21 protein-coding genes, 1 pseudogene and 1 CRISPR repeat array are annotated in these 26239 nt (G+C 59.9%); of the genes and pseudogenes, 14 read left to right on the forward strand and 8 right to left on the reverse strand.

Annotated elements, in window-relative coordinates; translation table 11 throughout:
- Positions 1 to 22 precede the first annotated feature (22 nt).
- Both O148_RS0105785 and O148_RS0105790 read right to left on the reverse strand, forming a co-directional pair.
- Positions 23 to 1759, reverse strand: coding sequence for a DUF2075 domain-containing protein (locus O148_RS0105785; RefSeq protein WP_026530155.1), 1737 nt, complete (start codon positions 1757 to 1759; stop codon positions 23 to 25).
- The gene (locus O148_RS0105790) at positions 1746 to 2063 is read right to left on the reverse strand and encodes a nucleotide pyrophosphohydrolase (protein WP_026530156.1); all 318 of its coding nucleotides are present in this window, start codon (positions 2061 to 2063) and stop codon (positions 1746 to 1748) included. The genes O148_RS0105785 and O148_RS0105790 overlap by 14 nt, the downstream gene beginning before the upstream one ends.
- Before the next feature lie 310 nt (positions 2064 to 2373).
- Between O148_RS0105790 and cas7g the strand changes: the two genes are divergently transcribed.
- The 8 genes from cas7g (at position 2374) to O148_RS0105835 (ending at position 14437) form a co-directional block, all read left to right on the forward strand.
- Positions 2374 to 3600: a type I-G CRISPR-associated RAMP protein Csb1/Cas7g gene (gene cas7g, locus O148_RS0105795; protein ID WP_035745118.1), complete on the forward strand. Its 1227-nt coding sequence runs from the start codon at positions 2374 to 2376 to the stop codon at positions 3598 to 3600.
- A gap of 1 nt (position 3601) precedes the next feature.
- Complete coding sequence (gene csb2, locus O148_RS0105800) at positions 3602 to 5302, forward strand: type I-G CRISPR-associated protein Csb2 (RefSeq protein ID WP_026530158.1); 1701 nt, start codon at positions 3602 to 3604, stop codon at positions 5300 to 5302.
- Positions 5299 to 8295, forward strand: a complete 2997-nt coding sequence (gene cas3g, locus O148_RS0105805) for a type I-G CRISPR-associated helicase/endonuclease Cas3g (protein WP_026530159.1) — start codon at positions 5299 to 5301, stop codon at positions 8293 to 8295. Before csb2 ends, cas3g begins: the two co-directional genes overlap by 4 nt.
- Positions 8296 to 8297: 2 nt before the next feature.
- Positions 8298 to 9368: a hypothetical protein gene (locus O148_RS17010; protein WP_051619898.1), complete on the forward strand. Its 1071-nt coding sequence runs from the start codon at positions 8298 to 8300 to the stop codon at positions 9366 to 9368.
- Between the two features lies 1 nt (position 9369).
- Entirely contained in the window at positions 9370 to 10977 is a 1608-nt protein-coding gene (locus O148_RS0105815; protein ID WP_035745121.1) for a CRISPR-associated endonuclease Cas4/Cas1, read from the forward strand.
- A complete protein-coding gene (cas2, locus tag O148_RS18230; RefSeq protein WP_026530161.1) occupies positions 10974 to 11270 on the forward strand; it encodes a CRISPR-associated endonuclease Cas2 in 297 nt (98 codons plus the stop codon). Before O148_RS0105815 ends, cas2 begins: the two co-directional genes overlap by 4 nt.
- Before the next feature lie 184 nt (positions 11271 to 11454).
- Positions 11455 to 12664: direct repeats of the CRISPR family, unit length 36 nt; unit sequence GTGGCCGCCGACTATTCGGTGGCCCTTCATTGAGGT.
- A gap of 193 nt (positions 12665 to 12857) precedes the next feature.
- The gene (locus O148_RS15100; protein WP_035745193.1) at positions 12858 to 13082 is read left to right on the forward strand and encodes an antitoxin VbhA family protein; all 225 of its coding nucleotides are present in this window, start codon (positions 12858 to 12860) and stop codon (positions 13080 to 13082) included.
- A 527-nt stretch (positions 13083 to 13609) separates the two neighbouring features.
- On the forward strand, positions 13610 to 14437 hold the full coding sequence (locus O148_RS0105835; RefSeq protein ID WP_026530162.1) for a hypothetical protein: 828 nt from the start codon (positions 13610 to 13612) through the stop codon (positions 14435 to 14437).
- A 100-nt stretch (positions 14438 to 14537) separates the two neighbouring features.
- Here O148_RS0105835 and O148_RS0105840 read toward each other — a convergent pair whose 3' ends face one another.
- Positions 14538 to 15128: a TetR/AcrR family transcriptional regulator gene (locus tag O148_RS0105840; RefSeq protein ID WP_051619900.1), complete on the reverse strand. Its 591-nt coding sequence runs from the start codon at positions 15126 to 15128 to the stop codon at positions 14538 to 14540.
- An 85-nt stretch (positions 15129 to 15213) separates the two neighbouring features.
- Between O148_RS0105840 and O148_RS15105 the strand changes: the two genes are divergently transcribed.
- Positions 15214 to 16386, forward strand: coding sequence for an ABC transporter permease (locus tag O148_RS15105; RefSeq protein WP_051619901.1), 1173 nt, complete (start codon positions 15214 to 15216; stop codon positions 16384 to 16386).
- Between the two features lie 105 nt (positions 16387 to 16491).
- The gene (locus tag O148_RS0105850) at positions 16492 to 17241 is read left to right on the forward strand and encodes a DUF1345 domain-containing protein (protein ID WP_205618170.1); all 750 of its coding nucleotides are present in this window, start codon (positions 16492 to 16494) and stop codon (positions 17239 to 17241) included.
- 172 nt (positions 17242 to 17413) lie between these two features.
- Here the strand turns inward: O148_RS0105850 and O148_RS0105855 are convergent, their stop codons facing one another.
- The 5 genes from O148_RS0105855 to O148_RS0105875 form a co-directional block, all read right to left on the reverse strand.
- Positions 17414 to 18082: a dihydrofolate reductase family protein gene (locus O148_RS0105855; RefSeq protein WP_026530165.1), complete on the reverse strand. Its 669-nt coding sequence runs from the start codon at positions 18080 to 18082 to the stop codon at positions 17414 to 17416.
- Between the two features lie 116 nt (positions 18083 to 18198).
- Positions 18199 to 19065, reverse strand: coding sequence for a carbohydrate ABC transporter permease (locus tag O148_RS0105860; RefSeq protein ID WP_051619903.1), 867 nt, complete (start codon positions 19063 to 19065; stop codon positions 18199 to 18201).
- Entirely contained in the window at positions 19066 to 19962 is an 897-nt protein-coding gene (locus O148_RS0105865; protein ID WP_051619904.1) for a carbohydrate ABC transporter permease, read from the reverse strand.
- A 1-nt stretch (position 19963) separates the two neighbouring features.
- Positions 19964 to 21268, reverse strand: coding sequence for an ABC transporter substrate-binding protein (locus tag O148_RS0105870; protein WP_026530168.1), 1305 nt, complete (start codon positions 21266 to 21268; stop codon positions 19964 to 19966).
- Positions 21265 to 23457: an alpha-galactosidase gene (locus tag O148_RS0105875; protein ID WP_051619905.1), complete on the reverse strand. Its 2193-nt coding sequence runs from the start codon at positions 23455 to 23457 to the stop codon at positions 21265 to 21267. Before O148_RS0105875 ends, O148_RS0105870 begins: the two co-directional genes overlap by 4 nt.
- Positions 23458 to 23503: 46 nt before the next feature.
- On the opposite strand from O148_RS0105875, the gene O148_RS15110 reads away from it, so the two are divergent.
- The 4 genes and pseudogenes from O148_RS15110 (at position 23504) to O148_RS17750 (ending at position 26239) form a co-directional block, all read left to right on the forward strand.
- Positions 23504 to 24745 carry an ROK family transcriptional regulator gene (locus O148_RS15110; RefSeq protein ID WP_240470804.1) on the forward strand — a complete coding sequence of 414 codons (1242 nt, stop codon included), beginning with the start codon at positions 23504 to 23506 and terminating at the stop codon, positions 24743 to 24745.
- Between the two features lie 514 nt (positions 24746 to 25259).
- Positions 25260 to 25382 (forward strand): annotated as a pseudogene (locus tag O148_RS18095) (helix-turn-helix domain-containing protein); the annotation flags it as partial.
- Positions 25383 to 25452: 70 nt separating this feature from the next.
- Positions 25453 to 25746: a hypothetical protein gene (locus O148_RS18100; RefSeq protein ID WP_051619906.1), complete on the forward strand. Its 294-nt coding sequence runs from the start codon at positions 25453 to 25455 to the stop codon at positions 25744 to 25746.
- 217 nt (positions 25747 to 25963) lie between these two features.
- Positions 25964 to 26239: a helix-turn-helix domain-containing protein gene (locus O148_RS17750; protein ID WP_157374526.1), complete on the forward strand. Its 276-nt coding sequence runs from the start codon at positions 25964 to 25966 to the stop codon at positions 26237 to 26239.

The following is a 26239-nucleotide window of genomic DNA, read 5'->3' on the forward strand; positions in this document are numbered from 1 at the left end:
GAATGACGTCAGGCCTACATGTTTACTGTCCGAAGTAATTTCGTAGGTAGCTACGCAGGTCTGCATCCGCGACGAAAACATATGTGCCTAAAATCCCGCGAGTTAGTAGGACTGCGTAGATGTTCTGGACGTAACTCAGCAACTGCTCATCTGTGTAGTTGATGCCACGTTTTTTGTTGTTCTCCTTGCCCTTCGTGTCGAAGTAGGAAGCCCGGTCGAAACGCGTTGACTGGGTGGAGGTGTCGTACTTGAGATCATTGCCGATGATGACGCCAGCGTAGTTGAGGTCGTAGCCCTGTACAGTATGGATCGAACCTACTTCATATTCTGAACCTTTGGCGTTGATCCAGTCCTTATCGGTTGAGTTCCATCGAAGTTGCAGACCATCCAACTCAATGTCGAATGCTTGCTTGTCCTTCTTTGATTTCCAGGGCCAGGCGTAACCTGCGACGAGTCGAGCGAGTCCGTGTTCTTGGTTTCGCGCGAGAATCTCGCCTTGCATCGCGGAAAGGTTGTCGAAGAACCGTAGGTCGTACCCCGGGAAATGTTCAGGAGCTCTCGTCGGCTTGCCAGCCAGCACGTCCCGAACGTAGCCAACGTAGTCTTGTTCGGCTTTTACTCGCATTTGGGTACGTAGCGGGTAGATAGCACCGCTTTCCGTAGCTCCCGCAAGGATTGAAGAAGTAACCTCATCTGGAAGATCAGCCGGCCGAACACTTTGTCCCGTGTCCAGCATGAGGATCACGTGCCTGCTCTGTTGCGTAATCCAATCTAGCTGGGTGAGTTCAAGACGGTCCGCTTCAGAAGCTTCAGGGAAGAGTTTTCTCGAGATTTCGGAGAATTTCTGGTTCATGCCAGCTGAGGACTGATTCGCCACTTGGCCGAGACGATGGGCCTCGTCGACGATGAGGATGTCAAACCTTTCAGTGCGCTCGCCAACGTCAAACGGAGACAGAACCATCTCCTCTTTGAGTCCCGGCGTCCGCTTGAAAACCCGTTTGACGGACAGCCGGAGTGACTGCTGCGGGATGACAAAACCAATCTTCCGGTTTTCCAAAAGCTTTGGGTGACCTGGCGTAAAGAAGTCGGTGAATATGGAGTCACTGTCTAGAGGTTCCTGTTGGTCGTAATCCCTGATGTCCTCTAGGAGTTTGATGAGATAAATTGCAACGATCGTTTTGCCAGTGCCAGGGTTGCCTTGCACGATTGAAAGACTATTGGCCTCTAGCTCCAAGTTCCTGAATAGTCCCTCAAGGATGTCTTCAACTGCGGCTGCTTGATCCATGTTGAGCGCTTTAAACGGCGAGAGCTTGAAGAGATCACTGTTGATAATTTCTGGGATGGAGCGCGTGAAAAGGTCTTCATTGAGGCGGAGGTACTCGAATACCTCTTTGAAAGTCTGCCGGTAAGCCGCACGGTCGAAGTAGTCTGCGTCAACGATGCCTTCGTTCCGGTTGAGCACTTGGAATTTGCCGTCGCCGGCAAACATGCTTATTAAGTAGGACTCAAGATCCAGACAAGCGGATTTATTAAACTTATCGCCGAGAACTACACGGACCCACTCTAGGTCCTTCTTTTCGGCAGTTTCCAGATGCTGACGCATCCGGACCTCCGCGTTGAGTGACTCGCCCACGTAGACGCTTTCACCGTTGTTCATCACATAGACGACGGGCCAATTGCGGTGTTTCGCATTGGTGGCACCCCAAACGACGACTTCATCCTTTGTGAATGGAAACCTCTCTAACCTAAAGCCGGTCATATTTGACGCTCCGGCCCTTGGACTTTTCTATTGGGTATTTCTGGCGAGTGTGTTCCAGTTTCTCAAGGACCAGAGTTTCAGGATCGGATCCCAGCCGGTCTGCAAGGAGATAGCAATATGTCAGCACGTCGGCGAGCTCTTCCTTCGCACTGTCGAGATCACTCTCGTCCCACTGGAAGCACTCGAGCAGTTCACCAGCCTCGATACTGATGCTCTTCGCGAGATTCTCCGGACTGTGAAACTGCGACCAATCACGCTCTTCAGTGAAGGCTCGAAGAGTCGCCGTTGCTTGGCTGACTTGCATGATTTGAGGGTAGCAGTGCAAACGCATCTTTGGCGGTGGGCCCCTTCAGGTAGTAGTGAAAGGCACCCAACAAAGCTGGGCACTCATTAACCATCCCTATAGCATGACTAAACATCTTAGGCCTGAACGAAAGCCTGACGGGCCCACCGCACAACAAGATTCTAACTCGAGGTCGGCCGAATCCTAGTAACTAAGGTTTTTTGTCATCCTAGAGCATATTCGGCTTTTCTGGAGAAATCTCTTGACTTCACTCCCGCTTGGCGCCAGCATAGTCCTAACATAGCCGCAACCACCGACAAGGACCACCAAAATGCCAACCCAAGAAACCCTCACCCTCGATCTCCTGAACCAAGCCTCGCGCCCCGGCGGCCCGAGCGCTCTCACCGCCACCACTCACCTCGCCCCAGCCGGCGGCGAGCAGTCGCTCGTCGCACCCGCGAAATACACGGCGCGCGGCCAAGACGGCTCCGTGTATCTTTACGAGGACCGCTACCTCAACGGTGAGCTCAAGCGCACCGTCCTAATAGACGCCCGCACGTCCGTTGCCAATCGCATGGAAGACGCCCTCAACCTTGCCATCCATGACGGTCACGAACTCCTCGAGAAGCTCCCCCGGGTTGCCGTGGAATACCCCGGCGCCGACGGCCAAGAAGCCATCACCCTGACCGACACGGACCTACCGCACCGCCTATTCGATGCCCACCTACGCCTGGCCACCAAAGACGGCCAGCCCGTCACTGCAACCGAGCAGTACCGCAATGCCCGCAACGCCACCCCAGGCAACGCGAAAGCTCTGTTGGACCTCAGCCCCATCAGCATCCTTTTCGGCAGTTGGGACTCCACCCGCAAATCCAACCAAGTGCGTTTCCCCTCGGCCATTGTCGGCGAAATTATTGGCGTCATCGGCGACCGGCAAGACGAGGCAGCACCAACCAAGCGCTCCGGCGCGCGTATCGACCCCGTTGGCGCGAAAATCCAAGTCAAACCGGAAGCCGCCCGCGAAATCGCTGAGACTCAAAAGGCTGAAATCTCGGAAAAACAGTACAAAAAACTCACCGGCAAGCGCACCGACGACAAGAACGTTTCTGGCGCCGAACTCGGTCTCGGCGCAATCCCACCCAGCAGTGAAGCCCTCGACGGTATAGCCACCAGCGACATCATCCGCACCTACGTCCTCAGCTTCTCCACGCTCCGCCGCCTCCGCTTCGGCACCGGCCCCGACGGGGACGCCGCCATCCGCGCCCTCCTCGCCGCTCTCGCCATCAACGCCATGGTCCGCAATGACAGCGAACTGAACATCCGCGCCAACTGCCACCTTGTCGAAACCGAAGAACCACAAATCACCTTGGACCTCCGCCACGGCAACAGCGCAACCATCAAGCCACTCACCATCGAAGACGCCGACCAGCTCCTCCAGGACGCCTACAACCAGGCCAAGGACAAGGCAGACATCGAGTGGAACGGCCAGGTTTTCACCGTCCAGGGCAACCCAGCGATCACGGCCAACGCCAGCGACCAGGAAGATCAGGCCGAATAGCATGCCGTTCGCCATCTCTGCCGACTTCCGGCTCGGCTACTACCAGGGCCGCAACGCCGAAGGCGTCCCAGAACGCTACCCGACGCCGCTCCGCCTGCACGCCGCGCTGACCGCCGCTGCCTACGGGCAAACCGAAACCGAGGATCTCCCCGCCCCAGTAGCCCAGGCCCTCCGGTGGCTCGAGGAGAACCCGCCTGACGCCGTCGTGCTTCCGCAAAGCCAACCGAGCTGGGAGCGGAATCCGCGCAACGCCTACCGCGAGAAGAGCCTCATCAAGGCGGATAAACGCAGCACCAACCCGTCCAAGAAGAACCCCGAACTCGCGAGTCGCCTCAGCGCGCTCAACGGTCCAGTCCAATGGTGGTGGACCGCCGCACCCGACCCCGAAACGGCGGAAACCCTGGACGAACTCTGCTTTGAGACCCCCTACCTCGGCGAGGTCTCTTCGCCCGTTCGCCTCAACACCACTACTGAGGACACGCTTCCGGACCATGCCATGCCTCGCCTCGACGGGCTGCCCGTCGGTAAGGGTGACCGCCCCACCTTCGAGGTGCCGGTACCTGGCCGCCTCGAGGACCTCCAGGGGCACCACTCTGCGCTTCACCCGGCAAAGACCCCGACAGAAAAGTCCGACCAGCCAGGCAGCAACGAGAGCGAGAACCTTGCGGCATATACCCGCGAGCACATCGCGCGCGTCACCTATGACGCGCCAAGCCTGAACAAAATTGCAGTTCCCTGGGACGCCGGATACCTCCTTCCCGTGGTGTCAAAGAGGAACGACGGCGTGTCCCCCTGGCAACCGCGCGGGCGCGACTTTGTTGCCTGGTGCGTGGCAGTTCACCGTGCACTTGTGAAGAGGATTGGGTTCGGGGCACCGCCTCTCGTCACGGGAAAGTACTCGAGCGTGCGGCTCGGCGAGTCAACGGACCGGAGCCCGAGCGACCAGAACCAACCCCACCTATTACCTATGCCTGCCAATCGCCTCGCGATCCAAGTCATTCCTCCGGGGCTCCCACTGCAATCGGAGTGGGCCGAAGCGATGCCAAACGGAGGGTTCCTTCTCATGGTCCCGAGTGACGCCGCCGACAACGACCCAGAAAGCGTGGCCCAGGTGGCGGACGCGACGCAGCACGTAAAGGAGATTTACCAAAGGCACCTCGGTTCGGTGCGGCTAGGCGCACCAGTTGCCGTTGACCTTCGCGAGTTTTGGACGCCACCAGCACCCGGTTTCCAGCGCACCTGGGAACCGACGCCGGTCATGGTGGCAGAGTCACGCATCCGCCGACGCAAGGATGGCTCGCGCCCCTGGACCGCCACCGACGCGCTTGCCCTGGCCCTGGGGTACGTGTGGCGAGACAGGGCGGCCGAGTCGCTCCGCGGTGACATTAGTTATGACGCGCTTGCACAGGGCGTCCTCGACGGTGCGCTCGGTGAGAACGTTCGGGTTGAGAATGCTCGCCGCGTCCACCCTCATTCAATGGCGGACTATGTGCACAAGATTCACAAGGACAATCTTGCGACGGCCCTTACCGCTTCGTTCACCCTAGATGGCTTGCTGCCCAGCACCGCTGCCGCGGCGATCGGCCAGTCACGGCATCTTGGCGGGGGAATGTTGTACCCGGTCGATCGGCCGTCCTATCTCGCGGACGGCCTCTACAGTCGCGAGACTAGCAACGTTCACCAAGGCGGCGAGCGCGCATGATAAAAACCTCCGAACTCGCCGACCAATTCACGCAGTTCTACTCGGCGGTACATCCTGGACGCGAACCGTATCAATGGCAATTGCGCTTGCTCGACGCCGTGGCCAACTCGGGCCAATGGCCCGAACTCATCGAAGCACCGACGGGCGCCGGCAAGACGAGCGTGATCGACGTCCACATCTTCCTCAACGCCATTGCTGACTCTCTCCCACACCCGATCCCGCGACGCATCGCACTCGTAGTTGGGCGCCGCGCGCTCGTGGACAGTCAGTACGACTATTCCGTCCGCTTGCTGCACAAGCTGGACCCAAGCGCGCCCCGAGACAAAGAGCTACCCCGCCCTCAGATTCTCGACACCGTCTGGGAGGGGCTTGCTACCCGAGCAGGAAAGAATCCGGGGACGGCCCTTTCGCCAGGAGAACTTCTCCATCTGGACTATGTTCGCGGCGGCGGTTCCGACGTCTCGCGAGTGGGTCGATGGAGCATCGACCCACTCGCCACAACCCTCTACTTCATGACTCCGGACATGTTTGGGAGCCAACTGCTCTTCAACGGCTATGCCGTTGCCCGCACGGCACGCCCCATTGCCGCGGCGCTACTCGCCTTCGACACGGTCGCCGTCATCGATGAGGCGCACATGAACCAGCAGTTGGTGATCACAGCACGGCGAGTGCCCGAAATCGACGCCGACGCCGAAGAACGGTTACCGATCCTGCCACTTCAGGTTGTCACCAGCACCGCGACACCTACCAGACGCCAATCTGCCCTCGGCACCACCGGCTCGATTACGGTCCACGAGGGCGACTTCGCACAAGACACCGCGCTCGCCAACCGCATGAACGCCGCCAAATCGATCGGCCTGGAAGAGGTCGAGGGCAAACTCGAGGACAAGAAGGTCATCAAGCGCATCATCGATCTTGCGTTAGACCTTGAATCCGAGGGCACCACAGAGCGACCCGTGGGCATCATGGTCAACTCACCGAAAACAGCGGTAGCGATTTCCCGCGCACTCAAGAATGAACTTGGCGGCGACAGCGAAGCGACCGTCGCCACCATTATTGGCCGCATGCGTCCCTTTGACCGCAAACAGTATGTGCTTGGTGAGGACGGAAGCATCCGTATTGGCGGACCGGAGGGAACACCGGCTCGCTTTGTCGTGGCCACGCAAACCCTCGAAGTCGGAGTCGACATCGACCTCGAAGCTCTGATCACCGAACTCGCACCCGCCAACGCACTCATTCAACGAGCGGGCCGTGTCAACCGCATGGGGGCCCGCAACTCCGGACCCATTCACGTCCTGGTATCGCCGCTGAGCAAACGCGACGAACGCACCGGCGTGTACTTCACTCAGGATCTTGAACGCACCCGGGACTGGCTGGCAGATATCACCGTCGAAAGCCCGGATTTCAGCCCGTGGCGCATCACCCAAGAACTAGAAACACTCAAGCAGACCAAGGCGACTGACGCGCTCGGGGCGACCACGCGCCGTCGTGCATTTCAACGCCCGGAGTGGGCGGACGCCGAATTCTGGTCCATCACCTCCGAGCAAACCTTCGCGAGCAGTGCGGTCACCGGCGCGCCGGCAAACCTGGACCTCTGGCTGAGCGACGGGTTCGATTCCACCCCGGAAATCGCGGTGGCGATCCGTCGATTGCCGCGTCAAGAACACCTCGCAATTCAATATTTGCAGGCCGCGCCCATCGAGGCGGAGGAAGTCATGCCGGTTACTCTCGGCACGGCACGCACGGTGCTCAAAGAGTGGCTGAGTGCTAAGACGACAGATGGGCACCACCCGGTGCGTGCCTTCCGCATCGACGCCGACGGCAACACCGAAGTGCTCCGTCCAGGCAGCCTGAACGATCGCAGCGTGACACCACTGCGCCCGAGCGACACCGTAGTTGTGGACGTCTACGCGCCGCTCTTCGCGGACAAGGTAATGCTCTGGGGCGGGCGCGACTCGCTACCGGACGTTTCCTCAGGTTCACGCGGGACTTCCGCGGTTATCACCGCGGTCGCTTCACTTGCCGAACCGCGTGACAAAGACAGGAGTACGACGGCGGAGCTCGCCCCATTCGCGATTCCTACCAAGGAATGGCAAGAGTTGGCGCGGACTTTTGAGCCCGAAGCGACGGCGAGTTGGGCCGAGGATTACGACGGTTGGGACGCGCTCATGACCTGGGTTGATGGGTTACCAAACGGTGTAGGAGAGGTGTTGCAAGAGTTCGTACGGACCGCCGATGATGGGACGTCGGTTGACGTTTTCACGGACAATGATGAGTTGGTTCTCATCGTGCGCAAGCCTGATGCGGATGTGCTTGATGAGTCCGAACGCGAGGTGGTTACGCGACGTGGCCCCAAGGAGTATGTGCTCTTGGACGATCACCAAAGAGACGTCGCCGAGCGTGCCCGGTCGATTGCAGAGCGTCTGGGGTTGCCCGACTGGGTCCAGGACACGGTGTACCGCGCGGGGCTGTTGCATGACGAAGGCAAACGCGACGCGCGGTTCCAGTCAATGCTCGCGGTTGCTGACTGGAAAGCACGGAAGTCGCGCACCGAGCAAGGCGACGAGTGGAAAGATCTGGCCAAGAGCCGATTCCGCTCGCGCGCCCGAGAGCAACAATTCCGGAGTTTGAACGGGTTGAACGCGTGGCGTCACGAACAGCTCTCCGCTGCGGTAGCGTGGACCGTTCAAGCCGATGCTGCCCATGCTGACGCCGTGACCAGACTTGTGGGCACCTCGCACGGGTACGGTCGATGGTCCTTTGCCGATGGAGTCGCGCGGTTGATGCCACGGGCAGACTATTTGCCTGAAGCACCCCGGATCAATGGTGCCGAACGCGCTCAAGTGGGGGACGCCGCCGTCGTGCTCTTTGAGGAAGGCGAATGGGAGGCACTTATGGAGCGCACCAACCGGCAATTTGGGCTGTGGGGCATCGCGTTTTTGGAGGCGCTCCTGCGGCTGGCGGATCAGCAGATTTCGGCGGAGGGGCGGTAACGGTGATTATTCAGGGTGATTATCGCGATGCGTTGGTGCAGTTCACCGCACTTGGGCTCGCGGCGATTATCGAGAACGAATTGGGTGCGCGATCGCGTATTCAGTGGTTGGATCAGATGCGCGTGTCGGTCACGACTCTGGATGTCCTCAGTGATGAGGAGATGGCGGACGCGGTGCTGCGGCATGCGACGGCCCGAGCAGAGGATTCCTGGGTGACTGCTGTGGCGGCACTCGGCACTGCTGCGCGTTCACCGTTTAGTCCGCGGGTGGGCGCTCTCGCGGCCGAGGACTGGCAGCCGTGGCACGATGTCCGCGAGGCCGAGATTGACGATGTTTCGGCCGACGATGTGCTGGATTTGCGTTTCATTTCTGCGCTGGGCGAGCCGTCCTATTGGGCGGAGGATCCGGCAGTGTCGACTCAGATCAATTCCGGGGCAAGCCTGTGGGAAATGAAGACACGCAACCGTGGCGAGGAATTTGTGCAAAACCGGTTGGCATTGTTGGCACGTGCCGTGGCGGGTCGTTCGGCTTCTGAGGTTCTCGCTGGTCTTCTTGGAACGTCGATTCTTGACGAGGTCGGTAAGAACGCCGGGGATAGCCGCACGCCGACCGGGCTGCGGGCACCAAGCCGAACGGATAATGCGCGTGCGTGGTGTGCGATGTGGGGGATCTCGAATTTCCCGGTGCGGCCGGTGGTTTCGGGAGACGGGTTTCGGGCCTCAAAGGTTGCTGGAGCGTTCCGGGCCGGCAAATCTGCCTGGTTCTATCTTCCGGTTTTCCTCGGGCCCGATGATGGGCCTCCGGTGTCACTTGCCCGGTACCGGGCTGTTGCGCGAAGTGCCGCTCTTGCTGACCTGGCCTGGGATACTGTGCGAGTTGCAGGCGAGGCGGCTGGTGAGCAGCGCAAGGAATCTCAACGATTTACCGAAGCGGAACTGAAATCGGCCGAAACTTGGGCTCGGGCGCACGGCGTGGGAGGACTGATGTACTTCCGCCGGTTCGTCAGCGATAACCCGAATGCACCCGAGTTTTGGGCCGAACCGGGTCGGTTTGTCGGGGTGGGGGCGGTCTGACATGGCGTCTGATTCTGAGGTACCCATCAGGGAGCCGATCCCGATTAGTCTGGTTGCGCACTGGCAATTCTGTCCGCGGCGCGCCTGGCTAGAGGCCGCTGGGGAAAAGACCGATACCGCCCAAATGCAGATCGGAACCTCCCAACATAGAGGAACCGACGACCCAAAAACGGAACGTGCTGGCGAGTTCAAAGCTATAGATCTGGCGCACAAAGGATGGGGTGTCAGCGGTCGGTCAGACACGTTGGTCGAGGCTCCGGATGGATTAATTGTTCGCGAGTACAAAGCGACCCCGGTAAAGCGCCGCGCTGAGGTCACCGACGCAATGCGTGTTCAGCTTGCACTTCAGGCAGCCAGTTTGCGGGAAATGGGCCACGATGTCGCCGGAACAGAAGTCTTTTTCACAAGTCACCATCGGACGGTTCCTGTTGAGCTAGACGACGATGACTATCGGCAAGCCGAACTGGCAGTCGGTCAGACCCGCCAGGTTGTTGATTCTGCCGAGGCACCCGAGCCGCTGGAGGACAGCCCCAAGTGCACTCGGTGCTCTCACGCCACCGTGTGTCTTCCGGATGAGCGGAAGCTACAGTCGGTGGAACGGCGAATTGTGGTCTCCGATCCTGACAACCAGATTGTTTACCTCGGTACACCGGGGTCTCGTGCGTCAACCCGTCAAGGCCAGATGATCGTCACCAAGGGTGAAGAAACGTTGGCTAAAATTCCGATGGAAAAGATTCAGGGACTGCAGGTCCAGGGGAATATTGATCTTTCGAGCGGTCTCATTCGCGAGCTATTGTGGCGCAATATTTCGGTGGTCTGGGCCAGTGGAACCGGCCGGATGTATGGCTGGGCTCAGTCTTCATATGGACCTAATGGTCTGCAGCGGGCCAGGCAACATGTAGCCTCGCAGGAAGGTCGGCTCGGTCTGGCGCGTGAGTTTATTGCCTCCAAGATTTCTAACCAGGCCACCCAACTTCGCCGCGCGGGCGTCGAAAGCGATGTTGTTGTGCGTCTTCGGGAAGTCCAGAAGCTGGTTACCGGCGCCCAGCGATGGCAAGACATTATTGGTCTTGAGGGTGAGGCCGCGTCGTTGTACTTTTCCAATTGGCCGACGCTCTTGAAGCCGCGTGAGAGGGAACGCTGGGCGTGGAGTGGACGCTCGGGAAGGCCCGCGACAGACCCCATTAATGCGCTACTGAATTATGTCTATGGTGCGTTGACCTCAGACGCCGTGCGCGCCATCATTTCGTGCGGCTTGGATCCACATGCAGGGTTCCTTCACAGTAGCGGGCGGAATAAGCCCGCTCTCGCGCTTGATCTCATGGAAGAGTTCCGTGCGCCTGTAGGTGATTCTGTGGTGCAAACGGTAATCAACAATCGCGAAGTCGATCCAAACGATTTTGACGGAAGGCTTGGAACCTGGCGCATGAATGACAAGGCTCGGAAAGCGCTGATGTCCGGCTATGAGCGACGGATGCAAACTGAGTTTCGCCATCCCATTTTCGGTTATAGCGTCACCTGGCGACGAGCGTTAGAGATACAGGCGAGGCAGGTGCTCGGATTCTTGGACGGAACGCAGTCCGAGTACCGAGGAATTAGAGTTCGATGAGCGAATCGCCTCGCCGATATCTAATCGCATATGACATCAAGGACGACAAAAGGCGTTCAAAAGTGGCCACGTACCTGCAGTCATTTGGCGACAGAATTCAGTACAGTGTGTTCATCATTGATGTTCGGCCGTCACGTCTTGTGCGTGTCGACGACGAACTCAAAAACAGAATCAAGCTCTCCGAGGATCGAATTTTGATCTGTAATCTCGGTTTGGTTGGAAGCATCACACGTGATGTCTTCAGGTTCATTGGCAACTCCAAAGAGATTGAAGAGGGCCCGATAGTTCTCTGAATGTGCCCGCGAGAGGTTCGTCGAGCAGAAAAAGCCGCGGACCCCTCGCGCGCCTGTTTGGCGCGAATTTTCACGGCTCGAAGTGGATTCCCGGCCGCGCGGCGATTCGAACGCTTTCGAACACCGAAGGACCTCTCGCAACGAGCCCAAACACAAGCGCCAATACTGGGCTATATTGGAGACAGTGGCCGCCGACTATTCGGTGGCCCTTCATTGAGGTCCGCAGAACGTCCGGGACTCGATCACCCGCAACATGGTGGCCGCCGACTATTCGGTGGCCCTTCATTGAGGTGGCGTCAACCAGTCTGTAAGCCCCGTGGAAAATAACCGTGGCCGCCGACTATTCGGTGGCCCTTCATTGAGGTACCCAGACACAAGGCACCGCCAACGGTTCGGCTGATAAGTGGCCGCCGACTATTCGGTGGCCCTTCATTGAGGTCAGTCGAAAGACACCCCCGAAAACACAAGGAAAAACCGGGGTGGCCGCCGACTATTCGGTGGCCCTTCATTGAGGTTCGTTCACCAAAAACGGGCTACCGCAAACCGTCAAGTGGCCGCCGACTATTCGGTGGCCCTTCATTGAGGTTCGCACGCCGGGCGGGCGCATGTTCTTTACTGTGATCGGTGGCCGCCGACTATTCGGTGGCCCTTCATTGAGGTAGCACTAACGCTCTGGTCCAAAGAAATTCTTACCACGTGGCCGCCGACTATTCGGTGGCCCTTCATTGAGGTTCGGTGACGTTCCCGGGCGTCGTGGTCAACCAGCCTCGTGGCCGCCGACTATTCGGTGGCCCTTCATTGAGGTTCGTAAAACTCCGGTGCCTGTTCTTCCATCACTAAAGTGGCCGCCGACTATTCGGTGGCCCTTCATTGAGGTGCGTGTACGTTGCTCCGTGGCGTTGCTCATCCATAGTGGCCGCCGACTATTCGGTGGCCCTTCATTGAGGTGCCGTGGACATGAAAGCCCGGCTCGCCCAAGCATGGGAAGTGGCCGCCGACTATTCGGTGGCCCTTCATTGAGGTGTGTGGCAGAAGTTCGTCAGCGGTGTGGACGCGATCGTGGCCGCCGACTATTCGGTGGCCCTTCATTGAGGTGCGACCTCCACGAGCGTGGTGCAGTACGCCGCGCTGCCTAAGGTGGCCGCCGACTCTTCGGTGGCCATTCATTGAGGCCCGAAAACGCCGTGGTCAATGGCACCGTTCGCGAGTGGCCGCCTACTCTTCAGTGGCCTTTCATTGAGGCATTGGCTATTGAGCGTAGAATCGAACTACATGTAGATGTGGCTGCCAACTCTTCGGTGGCCTTTCATTGAGGCTGGAGACAAAGAACCCGCCGGGGTTAACTCCATCACCTAAACGTGACCGCCGACTCTTCGGTGGACTTTCATTGTGGCACGGCGTGCACTGTTGCCATTGAGTTTCGCGACCAGGTGAGGCCGCCGGCTCTTCGGCGGACTTGCATAGAGGCATCATGTTCCGCCACGGCGCCGTGTCGCGCCAGCCGTGTGGCAGCCAACTATTCGGTGGCCTTTCATTGATCCCCTAAATCACATGGGCACGCTACCCCTTCAATTTGAGGAGCATGACATGAAGGAACTTGACTTAGAAGGTCACTGGCCCGAGTTATTGGACAGTCTCGATGATAAAGCACGTCACGAAGTCCGCCAGATCTTGGCCGCGAACTGGCACGAGGGCTGGGTCCCCAACAGTGCGGATGTTGCCGAGATTGTCAAAACAATTCGCGGTGACCTTAGCGTCGACGAGCAACTTCACTCTGAGAGTGCCACTAACTCTAGTACGCTTTCAGACTAATGCCGGACGTCTTTGAAACTTGGGATTCGTATTTCATTCCGAGTACTTCCACGCTGAAGAACCTACCCGGAATCACTGACCACGATGAACTTCGCGATTGGGAGTTTAAGGCGTCGGCAGTCCGTCGTGTCGAGCTTTATCTCCACCCAGAACTTGTCGCTCGATCCTGGGATGGGGCGCATGTGCAAGCGATACACGCGCAACTTTTCCAAGACGTCTATGAATGGGCGCGGCAATCGTGCACCATGTATACGCCCAAAGGACACAGGACGCGAAGCTGACAGAGTCGACCCAGAAACCTGGATTAACGCCAGCCAGTATTCTCGCCCCGACCTGCACGGATACCACCCAAACATTGATTCGCTCTTGCCTGTTTTCTACGCCATTACGTCGAAACGTCAAGGCGCTTAGCCCAAAGCACCCCAACCCAAACGCAACCCTGCGCGCCCAAGGCGAGCATCGCCGTCGTGCATCAAATTGCCCACCGATATTGCCCCAACGCGCAAAGATAAGGAAGACTCACAACCATGCGCCCGCGGTTGAAAGAACTCTCCGAAATCGTCCTGCCGCTCTTGGAACCACTCCCCAACGAGCCACCCAAGAAGAACACAGCGGCGGAAGTCCAGCGCCGCATGACGGAGGCGCTGTCATGGTTGGAACGGGCCGCGGATGACCGCTGGAGCTTCAAGAAACTCGGCTTGGCCACCCCGGACGACAGCGAACTTCATATCACCTCAAGCCACGCGCTCGAGCGGGCGGCGCGCCTTTTCACCGAAACGCCCGATCCCACGGGCGCGATCGAGGACCTCTATAACGGCTTCGTTGAACTGAATGTTCGGTCCTACGAGCCGTTCGCCGATGACATAGACGGGCGCATGGTCGCTGATTGGTTCCTCGATTACCAGCTCGCCAGCACTCATGTGTTCCTCAAGTTGGACCCGGTCGCGTATGAGCGCGCTCTCGGCGCCGACGGGCTCAAGCGAATTCGAGAGCGCGTCGAGGAATTATGCGCACATCAGCATGCGCCGGAAGAGCCCGGCACGGGTCTCCGCCGCACCGTCGAGCGTTTGCTCGTGACCTGGCTCGACCAACGCCTGGCCGTCCTGGACGCCGACCACGCCACCATGTTTGACCTCGAATGGCAGGCGTACCGCGCCGCAAAACGGTGGTTGCGGCTCACGGAGTACCACCATCCCGAGGACGCCGAAGCCACGGCACGGCGCATCTTCCAACGCTGGCCCAACTCACACACGGGTTGCGATCTTTACCTTTTCGCCGAGATCGCGGACATTCGCCGCGAGTTCAAGCAGCGCCGGCAGCTCATGGCGGAAATTATTGCGGCAGATTTACCGTAGCCTTGGCGAGCGCCGCTGAGGTGCCGATCGGCGAGGAAGGAGGCGTCGCCGTCGTACCTTGCCCAGAAGAACGACGGCGATGCCTCCTTTTTGCCGGTTCTCACCGTGCAAACAGCGCGTCAACCGACGTCACGTAAGCATCCATGTCGAAGGAATCGATGAGCGCGCGCTGAAGGAGCATGCCTTGCGATAGCGATAGTACGAGCGGCGCGTTCTTCTTGGCCCAGGCCTTTGCCGCGCGCGGGCTCAGACCCAATTCCGACTCCGCCCAGGGCGCTAGAACGGTGGAGACCGACGTTCGGAACGCCGTAAACACTTCCGTGACGAGCTCTCGCACCTCGGGGTCATTTGCGGCTTCGCCCCACAAATGCACGACCAGTCGCGGATCAATACCGGCGCTGATGACACCTTCGCCAAGAATGCGCAGGACTCCGCCCGGGGTGACCAGACTTTGTGACGCGACGGCGTTGAGCTCGCCGATCCGCCCATCCATGACGCGCCGAGCCGCGGCGATGGCAAGCTCCTGCTTGCCCGAAAAGTAGACATAGATCGCGCCGGCGGACAGGCCAGACTCAGCCACGATGTCCGCCATCGTCGCCGAACGCATCCCACGCTTGAGGAAACACCGTAGCGCGGCATCGAGGATCTGGGTTCGGACTCTCTCTTTATGTTCTTCGGTCACTTTTGGCATCTGCACTTCTCCTATCACCACAGCGTATGCTACAACTATACCGAATGAACATTCGTTTTTATTTGTTGAGCAACAGGAGCCTCACATGCCTTCACATCGAGCAACCCCAGACTCGGCCGGCCTTCCGAGTGCCGAAGCGACGCAAAGCGACACCGCCGCGCACCATACTCCTCATGCGCCGCACACTCCGTGGCCCAAGTCCGCGGTCCTTGGCGTCATCTTGTCAATTGCGGTCTCGATTGTGGTCCTCGCATTCTCGTGGCCCGCCGTCACGGCCGAGCCGAAGGACCTTCCCGTCGCGATTAGCGGGCCCAGCCAGATGGTGGATCAGGTCAAGACGGGGATTGAGGGACAGTCCGAGGCGGCTCTCAAACTCCAGGAGGTTTCCGATCGCGAGGCCGCAATAAACCAGATCGAGCAACGCGAGGCATACGGCGCGATCATCTTGGGTGAGAAACCAGAAGTGTTGACCTCCTCCGCGGCGAGCACCGTGACCAATCAGATGCTGACCCAACTTCGCGGCACCCTCGAGCAAAACCTTCAACAGGCGGCCGCCGTGCAGGCTCAAGCCGCAGGCGTCCCCGCACCCACCGTGACCGTGGAGTTGACCGACGTGGTGCCACTTGTCGAGGATGATCCGCGCGGCGCCGCCTTCACCGCGGCTTCCTTTCCTTTGGTCATCGGCGGCCTGATCGGCGGCATCGGTATCACTTTCGCGGTTGCCGGCGCGTGGCGGCGCGTTGTTGCGTTGCTGGTGTACGCGAGTGTCGCAGGCGTCGCGATCGCAGGCATCATGCAAGGCTGGTTCCACGTCCTCGGCGGAAACTACTTTGCCATCGCCGGTACGTTCGCGTTGACGCTGCTTGCGATGGGAACGGTGATCGTCGGGTTTGCGTCCATCTTTGGCCGCGCGGGGATCTCGGTTGGCCCAGTCCTCTTCATGCTCATCGGTAACCCGATCTCCGCTGCGACCTTCCCGCGCGAGTTCTACCCCGCACCGTGGGGGGATATCGGCCAGTATCTCCCGCCGGGCGCTGGCGTGACCTTGCTGCGAGACGCGTCCTATTTCCCAGACGCGAATCTCGCCTGGCCGACCCTCACCCTCGTTGCCTGGGCAGTTGGCGGACTGATCCTGGTGGTCATTGGGCACTTCCGCGATCAAGGGCGTTTCGCGATTGAAGAGAACCCCGAGGACGCCGCCGCGACCCACGCCGTCACCAATGGGCCCAGCCGCTCCGCTCCCAACGCCGCCGTATAAATCCCCCACCACGTCTACCCGCGAGTTGCCACGTCCGACGCTTATGGCGCGCCCATTCGCGTTGGACGTGGCGACTCGCGGTCTGGGTGCGGGCGAATAGGATTGGTGAATCGCACTTTTGAGGGAGAACTGGACATGGCAGACGGCAACCGGCCCGCGCGCACAGTGGCCAAAGAGGTCAAGGCAGCGAAGTGGCTGTCCGAGCGCAGGCGCATTCTCGCCTCTGCAATAATCGCGCTAGTTCTCGGCTCGGTCGTGGTTCTTCCGCTGAGTTCGCTGCCGCCGGGGATCGCGGTGCTGGATGCCAGCGTGCTGGTGTTACTGGCGTACGTCACGTGCTACTTGGTGATCACCTGCGTTGCCTTTTCTCAGGCGTCGCCGGCGCAAATCCGCAAGTGGGCGACGCGCGATCACCGCGGCACCTTCTTGCAACGCTACGTGCTTGGGGCGGCGCCGGGGCCGGGCGTTTCGGTGTTTTTCTCGGTCACGGCCCTCGGGATCGCCATGATTTGGATGCCCGGGATTGGCGGGACGTCGCTACCGGAACACGTACGAGTCGCGATTGCGGCGGCGCTCATTGCGGTCGCGTGGGTATCAATTGTGGTGTCCTTCGCAGTGACCTTTCACGCCGACGACATCTTGGAGCGCGGCAAGGCACTGGACTTTCCGGAAACGCCAGACCCGAAGTGGAGCGACTACGTCTACTTCGCAATGGCCGTCATGACCACCTTCGGCACCACCGATGTCAGCGTCACCTCCCGGGAAATGCGGCTAACAGTGACGGTCAACGCGGTACTCGCGTTTGTGTTCAACACGGTGACGGTGGCAGCGGTGGTTTCTGCGCTGTTGGGTTGAGCGCGTCTCGGGCCGAATTAGCCCACATTGGAACACGCTGTTCAGCATTTCAGCCCCGCATAGTGCGCGCGGAACCGGCGGCCGGCCACGTTCGCCCTAGTCAGCGACCTATGGAGAGTTCGAGCGATCCGGGGCGGCGTCTAAGCGGGGCTGAAATGCCGACGAATGTGGGCTAGATTGACCCACGGTCCCCCGCACCATCAGATTTCCGGTTCCACAACTGGTGCACGCGCCCCTCGCCAGTGCCCACAAAAGCCTCAATGTCGAAGCGCTCCTGGATTCCGCCGAGCCCCTCCCACAGAGACGTCCCTCCGCCCAGCACTACCGGAACAGTCACCGTGTGCATCATGTCAACGAGATCCGCCGCGAGGAACTCCCGCACCGAACTCGGGCCGCCACCAAGGCGCACATCCAACCCGCCCGCGGCGTCCTTTGCCAACTGCAACGCTTCCTCCGGCGACGCATCCACAAAATAGAACACCGTCCCGTTCGCGAACTCAATCGGTTCGCGCGGATGGTTCGTCAGCACAAAGACCGGCGTCTTGAATGGCGGCTCATCGCCCCACCAGCCGCGCCAACCGTCGTCCGTCCACGGCCCCGACTGCGGCCCGAACTTCCGGCGCCCCATGATCTCGGCACCAATATTCTGCCCCCACAGCGTCGTGAGTGTGCGGTCCAAGGTGAGCGGCACATCGATATCGCCGACGCCGTGAATGAACCGCCCGTCGAACCCGGAAAACAGCGCGCTGGCCTCCCCGATCGGCTTCTCGAAAGTGACCTCGGTCCCCGCAGAGTAGCCGTCAATCGAGACGAACATATTGTGAATGCGAACCTTGGACATGACTCGTCTCCCACCGTCCGATATTCCTGCCTGCCACGACTCTAGGCGAGGCGCGGCGCCCATGGCGAGCATCGCCGTCGAACTTCACTGGCCTAACCTACCGCCATGACCCGCCCCTACTTAATCGATCCGCGCGTGACCCCGGAAATCACCCAGCGCTGCGAGAAAATGTAGACGATCAGTAGCGGCGCCATAGCCATCAGGTAGGACGCGAACGCCACCGGATAATCGGTGTTGTATTGCCCCTGGAACACGTACTGCGCCAGCGGAAGCGTCCGCGCACCAGGATCGGTCAGGATGACGAGCGGCATAATGAAGTCATTCCACGCCCACACGCAGGTGAGGATGCCGACGGTCGCGTTCATAGGCCCAAGGAGCGGAAACACCACCCGCCAAAACACGCGCCACGTTGACGCGCCGTCTACACGTGCGGCCTCCTCGAGTTCGATCGGGATCGACCGGATGAACGCCGTATAGATGAACACGTTCAGCGACAGACCATAGATCGTGTACAGGATGATCAGGCCGGCTTGATTATCTAGCCCGAGCAGCGCGGTCTGCTTCACCAGCGGAAGCATAATGATCGGAAACGGCACAAACAGCGCGGCGAGAAAATAAAAATACGCGGCCTTGAACGTGCGTCGGTGCAGGTTCCGGGCGAGCGCGTACGCAACAACCGAACTCGTCAGTAGCGTCAAAATCACCGCGCCGACCGTGATCAGCCCCGTGTTGACGAGCGCCTGCGGGAACGCGGTGCGCTGCCACGCGTCGGCGAAATTTTCCCAGCGGATCGGCCACGGGAGCTCAAACCCGTTGCCTTCGGCCAGCTGCGCGGGGGTTTTCAACGCTACCGCAACGGCAAGGTAGAGCGGCAGAATCACGGTCAGGCTGCACACCGCGATCAAGGCGGTGGCCCACCAGTTGATTTTTCGGGTGTCGGTATCGGCGGGCGCAATCGCCGGCCTCGTGGCAACGGTACTCATTTACATATCCGCCTCTCTGCGTTGCAGAACTCGGAATTGAAGTAGCGAAACGACGGTGATGACAATGAAAAACACCACCGCGTTTGCGGTTTGATAGGCGAACTCGCCACCGGAAAATCCGCCGCGGAAAATCAGCATCGTGACGGATTCGGTGGAAGTGCCAGGCCCTCCGTTGGTGAGCGCGATAATCGGGTCAAAGACCTGCAGAAAATTCTTCAAGCTCAGCACCACATTGATCGTGAAGAACGCGCTGATCAGGGGAAACGTGATGGAACGGAACTGCCGGGCGGGCTTGGCGCCGTCCAGGGACGCCGCCTCATACAGCTCGCCGGGGATGGTTTGCAGGCCCGCCAGGTAGATGATGATGGCAAAGGCGCAGGCCTGCCACACGGCCAGAATGACGACGGCGATCCACGCCAAATCGGGATTCGTCAAGATATTTTCTTGAATCACCGGGATAGACGAAAAAATCTTGGGTAGCGAGTTTGAAAAAATAAATTGAAAAACGTACCCGACCACCAGAATCGCCAGGATGTACGGGACAAAGTAGATGCCGCGGAAGAAGTTTCGTGCGCGGATCTTCGCGTTGAGCCCCAGCGCAATCGCGAGCGAGATGACGTTTGTCAGGATCGTCGCGGTGATTGCGAACAGGAAGGAGAAGCCGTATGCCGCCAGAACGCGGTCGTCGCGGAAGAGGTTAACGTAGTTTGCGATGCCGACCAGGTTCCACTCTCCGTAACCGGCATAGTTGGTGAAACTGAAGAAGACGCCGGCAAGCATCGGGACCGTGTGGAAAGCGGCGAAGGCGATGATCGCGGGCCAGATCATCCAGTAGTAGGCGGCGCCCGCGCGCTTTTGCTTTGGCTTCGCAGGTTGAATAGTGGCGGTGACGGCCATCTCAACCCTCCGTCACGGGGATCGTGCGGGCGGCGACCTTGCGCCACTCATTGTCCAAGGTGTTCATGGCTTGTTCTCCATTTCCGTCGAAGACGGCCTGCTGAATAATGCCGGTCAGCGGTATGGCCGGCGGGATCTGGTGGTCAATGAACCCGGTAATCTTGTTCGCCTCGAAATACGGTGCCACCGATTGCAACGCCGGATCGTCGCTGAGAGCGGCGCCTTGGACCGAGGGGAACACGGTCTGGGCCGCCGCAAACTGCTCAATAATGTCTCGACGGAACAGGAAGTTGATGAAGGTAAGGGCGGCCTCTTGCTTGGCACCGTTCTTCGGCATCGTGACGACCACGTCCACACCGGAAACTAGGACCCGATCCGCAGGGTCGCTTGGCACCGGATAGGGAAAAATCGCGGCGTCGATGTCCGGATTAATGTTTTTCACCGGGCTCAGCGCCCAGATGCCCTGCATCAGCATCGCCACGTTGCCGTTCGCGAAGAGCGCGCTGCCGTCATCGTAGGTTGCGCCGCGGAACCCGTCTTGGGCGTAACCGTAGAGTTGCGCTTGCTTCGCCATCGCATCCGGGAAGTCCTTCGAGAAGGACACCGGGGAGCTCGGACCAACGTTCTCCCCCTCCGCGCGCATTTTGTCGAAGAAGCCGTCTTGCGCCGCATACGCGCCAATCGCGTTCCAGGACGGCATGACGGTCCAACTATCCGCAAGCGTCCCGGCAAATGGGGTGACACCGGCAGCCTGGAGCTTCTCACAAATCTCGATCAGTTCGTCCCAGGTTTCCGGCGGCTGGAGACCTCGCTCGGCGAAGATCGCCCGGTTATAGATGATCCCGTTCGCGTTGTTCGTGTAGCCAAGCCCATTGACCTCCCCGTCCTTACTGCCCAGCGCCGCGAGAATGTTTTGGACATTGGGATCGAGCGTGCCGGTGACGGCATCTGCGGCAAAGTCGTGAAAGACCCCGGCCTTGGCCAGTTGCCCGTAGGAGCCGTTTCCGTTCAAGGTAATGACGTCCGGCGCGCGATCCTTCACCAGCAGAGTGCGAATCGCCGTTTCGGCGTCGGCAACTTGATTCTGAATGACCCGGATGTTCGGGTTCTCCTGGTGAAACTGATCGATCAGTTTCTGGAAATCTTCGAGCGCTTCCCCTTTGTACTGGAAGAAGTTGAGGGTGGTTTGGCCGTTGCTGTCCGTGGCGGCCGGATTGCTGCAACTCGCCAGTGACGTTGCGAGCGCGGCCGTGAGCGCGGACATACCGGTTGCGGCGAGGAAGGACCGCCGTGTCGGCTGTCTCATATGCGCCTCCTTGCGCTAGAAAGGGTGGCCTCGCCGCGAAGCTCGATCACGGTGGCCTGTTGCGGATTTTGCACCGGAGGACGAATCCCGGCGAGCGCCAATTGCCGCCCGGTGAGCACGGTGTCGCCGTGCGCCCATTCGAGCGGTGACTGCGCGGGGTTCTGCACGGGCCCTCCCGGAGTGGCGATAGTGACGGTGTAGGACCGCTCCGGGTCAAGTCCCGGGATACGGACGCGTCCAGTTGGTGAGGCAACCACGGTCCGCGGTTGCGTGATGGTAAAGAACGCTTGGTGTTTTTGATGGTCGACGACGCCGCGAACGTCTAGTCCCTGATCTATGCCAGCGGAGTCGGCGTGAATGATGGTGCCGGTGGCGACAAGTTTCCGGACGCGTTTGGCGAGGCGAACCCAGTCCGCGACACGCTGTTTTTCATCCTCGGTCACGGTTGTGAGATCCCATTCGATGCCGAAGTGCCCCAAGAGCGCCACCGCACCGGAGAGGTTGAGGTCTACCGTTCGCCCGGTGGAATGCACGTGCGGTGTGGTCAGGTGCATGCCCATCATCTCGGGTGGGACAACGACCCCTGTGTACTTCTGATTGTCCAAGCGCTCGATCGGATCGAGACTGTCACTGGTCCAGATCCGGTCGGTGCGATCGAGAATCCCGAGGTCGACCCGCGCTCCGCCACTCGCGCAGCTTTCGATTTCCAGTCCGGGGTGGGCGGCCTTGATTTCGTCGATGAGGCGGTAGACGGCAAGGACGTTTGCGTGTGTTTGGGCGTGGCCGCCCGCGCCGTTGCCGGCGTCAACAAGATCGCGGTTGTGGTCCCATTTGAGGTAACCGATGGGATATTCGTTGAGCAGCGCGTGGAGCCGTTCGGCGACGTACGCGTAAGCGTGAGGGTTGGACAGGTCGAGTACCTGTTGTTGGCGAGCCTCCGGTGGAAGTTCGCGCCGGCCGCGCAGGATCCAATCGGGATGCTCTCGGGCGAGGTCGCTATCGGGGTTGACCATTTCGGGTTCAACCCACAGCCCAAACTCCAAACCGAGTGCGGTGACGTGATTGGTGAGCGGATGGAGTCCGTCGGGCCACACCGTGTCGTCGACGTACCAGTCGCCGAGTCCCGCAGTGTCATCCCGGCGGCCGCGGAACCAACCGTCGTCAAGGACGAATCGTTCCACACCGACTTCGGCCGCGGTGTCAGCGAGCGCCGTGAGTGTAGTGAGGTCGTGGTCAAAGTAGACGGCTTCCCAGGTATTGAGCGTCACCGGCCGTGGTTTGCCCGGGTGCTGTGGGCGGGCGCGCCACTCCTCATGAAAGCGTGCCGAAAGTTCATTGAGACCGTTCCCCCAGGAGGCGATTGCCCAAGGGGACATGATTTCTTCCCCCGGCTGCAAAATAATCTCACCCGGTTGGTACAGTTCTGCAGCCCAGAGGAAGTTGTCTCCCGTGTTGGTGCGCTCCGCGGCCACGCGGTGGTTGCCGCTCCAGGCGAGGTGGACCGCGTGCACCTGCCCCGATTCGAAGCCGAACCCCGGTGTACCTGCGGCGAGGAAGAGTGTGCCGTCCGCGCCGGGGCGGCCGCGACGGCTTTCCCGCAGATGCGTGCCGAAAGTGAGTTCGTGACGTTGCGGAGTTCGCTCTTTGAGATGGCGCCCCGTGGTGTCCAGGATTTCGGTGGCGTCCCAGGGAAGAGGGAACGTAAGGTTCAGGGTCTGGAGGGTGAATGGCGTTTCCCCCACGTTGCGCACTGTTGCTCGCTGGTGGAGCAGACCATACTGTCCGAGCCTCATTTCGACCTGCAGTTCCAGATCGGCCTCGTGGTCTTGATAGTCAAGGTGAATCCTGTCTTCGGTATCCCCCGCCGCGACTTCGGTTCCAGTCAGGACGAAGTGGAGTGCAAAGTTTGCGCCAATGCGGTGGCCCTCGACCGTTGGCGTGCCCAGCCAACCGTTCGAGGGCGTGGAGACAATGCCCAAATAGGGGCTCTGATCGAGTCCACCGGAAACACGCTGCCGCTTGTTGGCCGCAATGAGCGAGTGGAGCTCCAGTTGACCAACGTTCCCGAGGTCCTGACCCCAATAGGCGATCGATGGGTTATCGGCTAGGTCAAGGACAACGCTTGTGCCTCCCCGCCGAAGGTGGATGAGGCCTTGGGTTGTGTGATCCTCGTTGATGCGTTCTGGCATGTATTAGTTTTAGCACGGAACTAATTAGGCGTCTAGAGTTAATTTTTTGAGCTCATTGCCGCAAACGATCCCGGTTCTTGGTTTTCTTGTGGAAGCAATCCCGGTTCTGGCACACTGGAAGTTGTCGCTTGCGCCCGCAAGCCGAGTAAAAGAACTTCTGACCCGGAGGGCGAGCATGGACAGCGAAACCGCGCTGGCTCAGTCCGTGTTGATCCACGGCCCCATTTCGCGAAGTGACCTCACCCGGCGGCTCGATCTATCTCCCGCGAGCCTGACCCGGCTGGCAAAGCCGCTGCTGGATCGGGGCCTTCTCGTGGAACTCGGTGAAGTGGCCGACGGCTCGGTCGGTCGACGCTCCCGCCCGCTGGATGTCGCCAAAAACGTCGGGTCCTTCATTGGAATCAAGCTCACCGGGGATCGGCTCTATGCGGTTCACACCAATGTTAGGGCGCAACCCCTAGGTTCACGATCGCATCCGATCAAGGACGCCAGTCCCGACGGCGTCGTAAAACTGATTGAGAAAACGATTGGCGAGTTGAAGGCAGAGGATCTGGTCGGTCTCGGCGTTTCGCTCGGGGGAACGGTCCGCGATGGCATCGTGGAGAACGCGCCGTTCTTAGGGTGGCAAAACGTCCCCTTCGCAGAGCTCCTGACATCCAATATTTCCGGTCCCGTCGCCATCGAGAACGATTTGATTGCCCTCGCCGAAGCCGAGCGCTGGTTTGGGATCGGTAAGGATTTGCCGGGGTTTGTTGTTGTGACAATTGGCGCTGGCGTCGGATACGCGCTTGTCGTTAACGGTGAAACAGTAGTGACCCCGGACGCAGGAACCGGAACCGGCGGCCATATTCCGCTCAGCAGTGACGGTTCGGTCTGCCCGGATGGACACCGCGGATGCTCCCGCGCGCTCCTGACCTCGCCGGCTATTTCGAACCAGGTTTCCGCCGCGCTGGGCCGACCTGTGAGCTACGAGGAAGCGCTCAAGCTGGCCGCCGATGGCGATCCGGCCGCGCGCACGATCATCGACGATGCTGCCGACGCGCTGGGAACATTTTTTGCACTGGCCGCGAACTTCACACTGCAGTCCTCCATCGTCCTCGCAGGCGAAGGCGTAGGCCTGTACCTACGAAATCGGGATCGGGTCTCGGCAAGAGTTGACCAACTACGCTCTACATCTGCCAAGCCCGTCACGGTCCAAGTCGACGAATCGGGCTTCGACGCTTGGGCCCGCGGCGCCGCCACTATCGCCATCCAGTCCGCATTGCACCAACTCCCCACTCAAAAATAGTGTTCTGCGATGCGGCGCGCCCGCGACAGTTGGGGGGGTCTCTTCGGATTGGCTGGCGATAAACCCCCAAGGGGCAATCTGGTGAGGATCATCGCCGTCGTGCATCTTTAGAGCTACACGGTGGCGGTAGTCGCTTGCGTTGCTAGGAGCGCGAGGCGGCCCGCGGACGGGGGCCCAAGTTCGGCGCGTAGATAAGGAGCGCGTGGCCCGGTTCGGCACCGATGGGTCCGGTGCGCCTCGGGCCAAGTTAGCCCACATTGGACGCTTTCGCTCGGCATTTCAGCCCCGCATACAGCGCGCGGCACCGGCGGATGCCACGTTTGGCCTAGTCAGCGGCCTGTGCGCAGCTCGAGCACCCGCGGAACCTCGTCTTATGCGGGGCTGAAATGCTGACCGATGTGGGCTAGATGTTGCGCGACCTGATGAGGTTGGTGACACAGTTGGGCCGCCAAAGGGGCGATGAGTTCACATCCGACGGGAACGTTCGCATACGTAGCCCACTAAGTATGATGATGTGTCCAAGTCAAAAGTCATCATTCTCAGCGTCGCACAACAAGGCCTCTCCAAAACAGAAGTCGCCACCAAATTCGGCGTCTCACGCAGATGGGTACAAAAACTCGTCGACCGCTACAACTGTGGCGGACTCGAGGTCCCCACCACAACCCACGCCAAACCACCCCTCAACTGCGCGAGCACATCATCTGAGGTTGACCCCAAAGCCATACCCCCGCAAACTCGCCACCACGCACTACCGCATACGCTTCGACAAAGTCACCAAAGACGGCAAACTCACCCTCGGACACGCCGGCAAACTCCACCAACTCGGCATCGGAGCACGATGGGCAAGAACCCCCGCCCTCATGCTCATCGACAACAACACCGTCACCGTTCTCCACCAAGACACAGGCGAAATACTCTCCACCAACACCATCAACGAACACACAAACTACTGGCGCAACAACGAAAGAGAGCCCGGCCGATGGCCAGGCTCTCAAACGTGAACTATGTCGCGACTCATACGTGAACGATGTCTCGACTCATCACATTGTGGGGCTCCTAAAGACTTACTGCAATCAAGACGAGACAGTCCGCCAACTCGGCGGCCTGGTGACAGAAGCCCGAGGTCAGATCAGAGGTGTCGCGCCGCGAGGCGCGCCGCTGCCTCCGCGACCGGCGCGTAAAGGGAAGCACCTGCCTATTGAAACGGAGCGAGCGATCGTGGCCGAGTACCAGGCAGGGCAGACGATGAAAGCGATTGCCGCGAAGCACGGCATTCATCGCGCCACGGTCAGCGAGGTACTCGATAGGACGGGCGCGGCGAAGCGCCCGAAGGGCATGAGTCCGAGCCAAGTCGACATGGCTGCTCGTCTCTACGAATCCGGCCTATCGCTCGCCAACGTCGGCGCGCAGCTCGGGTTCGATGCCACCACGATCCGCACGATGCTCTTGCGACATGGTGTAGTTACACGGGATAGTCACGGTCGAGAAAGATGA

The sequence above is a fragment of the Haematomicrobium sanguinis DSM 21259 genome, from assembly GCF_000688395.1.
Classification (GTDB): Bacteria; Actinomycetota; Actinomycetes; order Actinomycetales; family Micrococcaceae; genus Haematomicrobium; species Haematomicrobium sanguinis.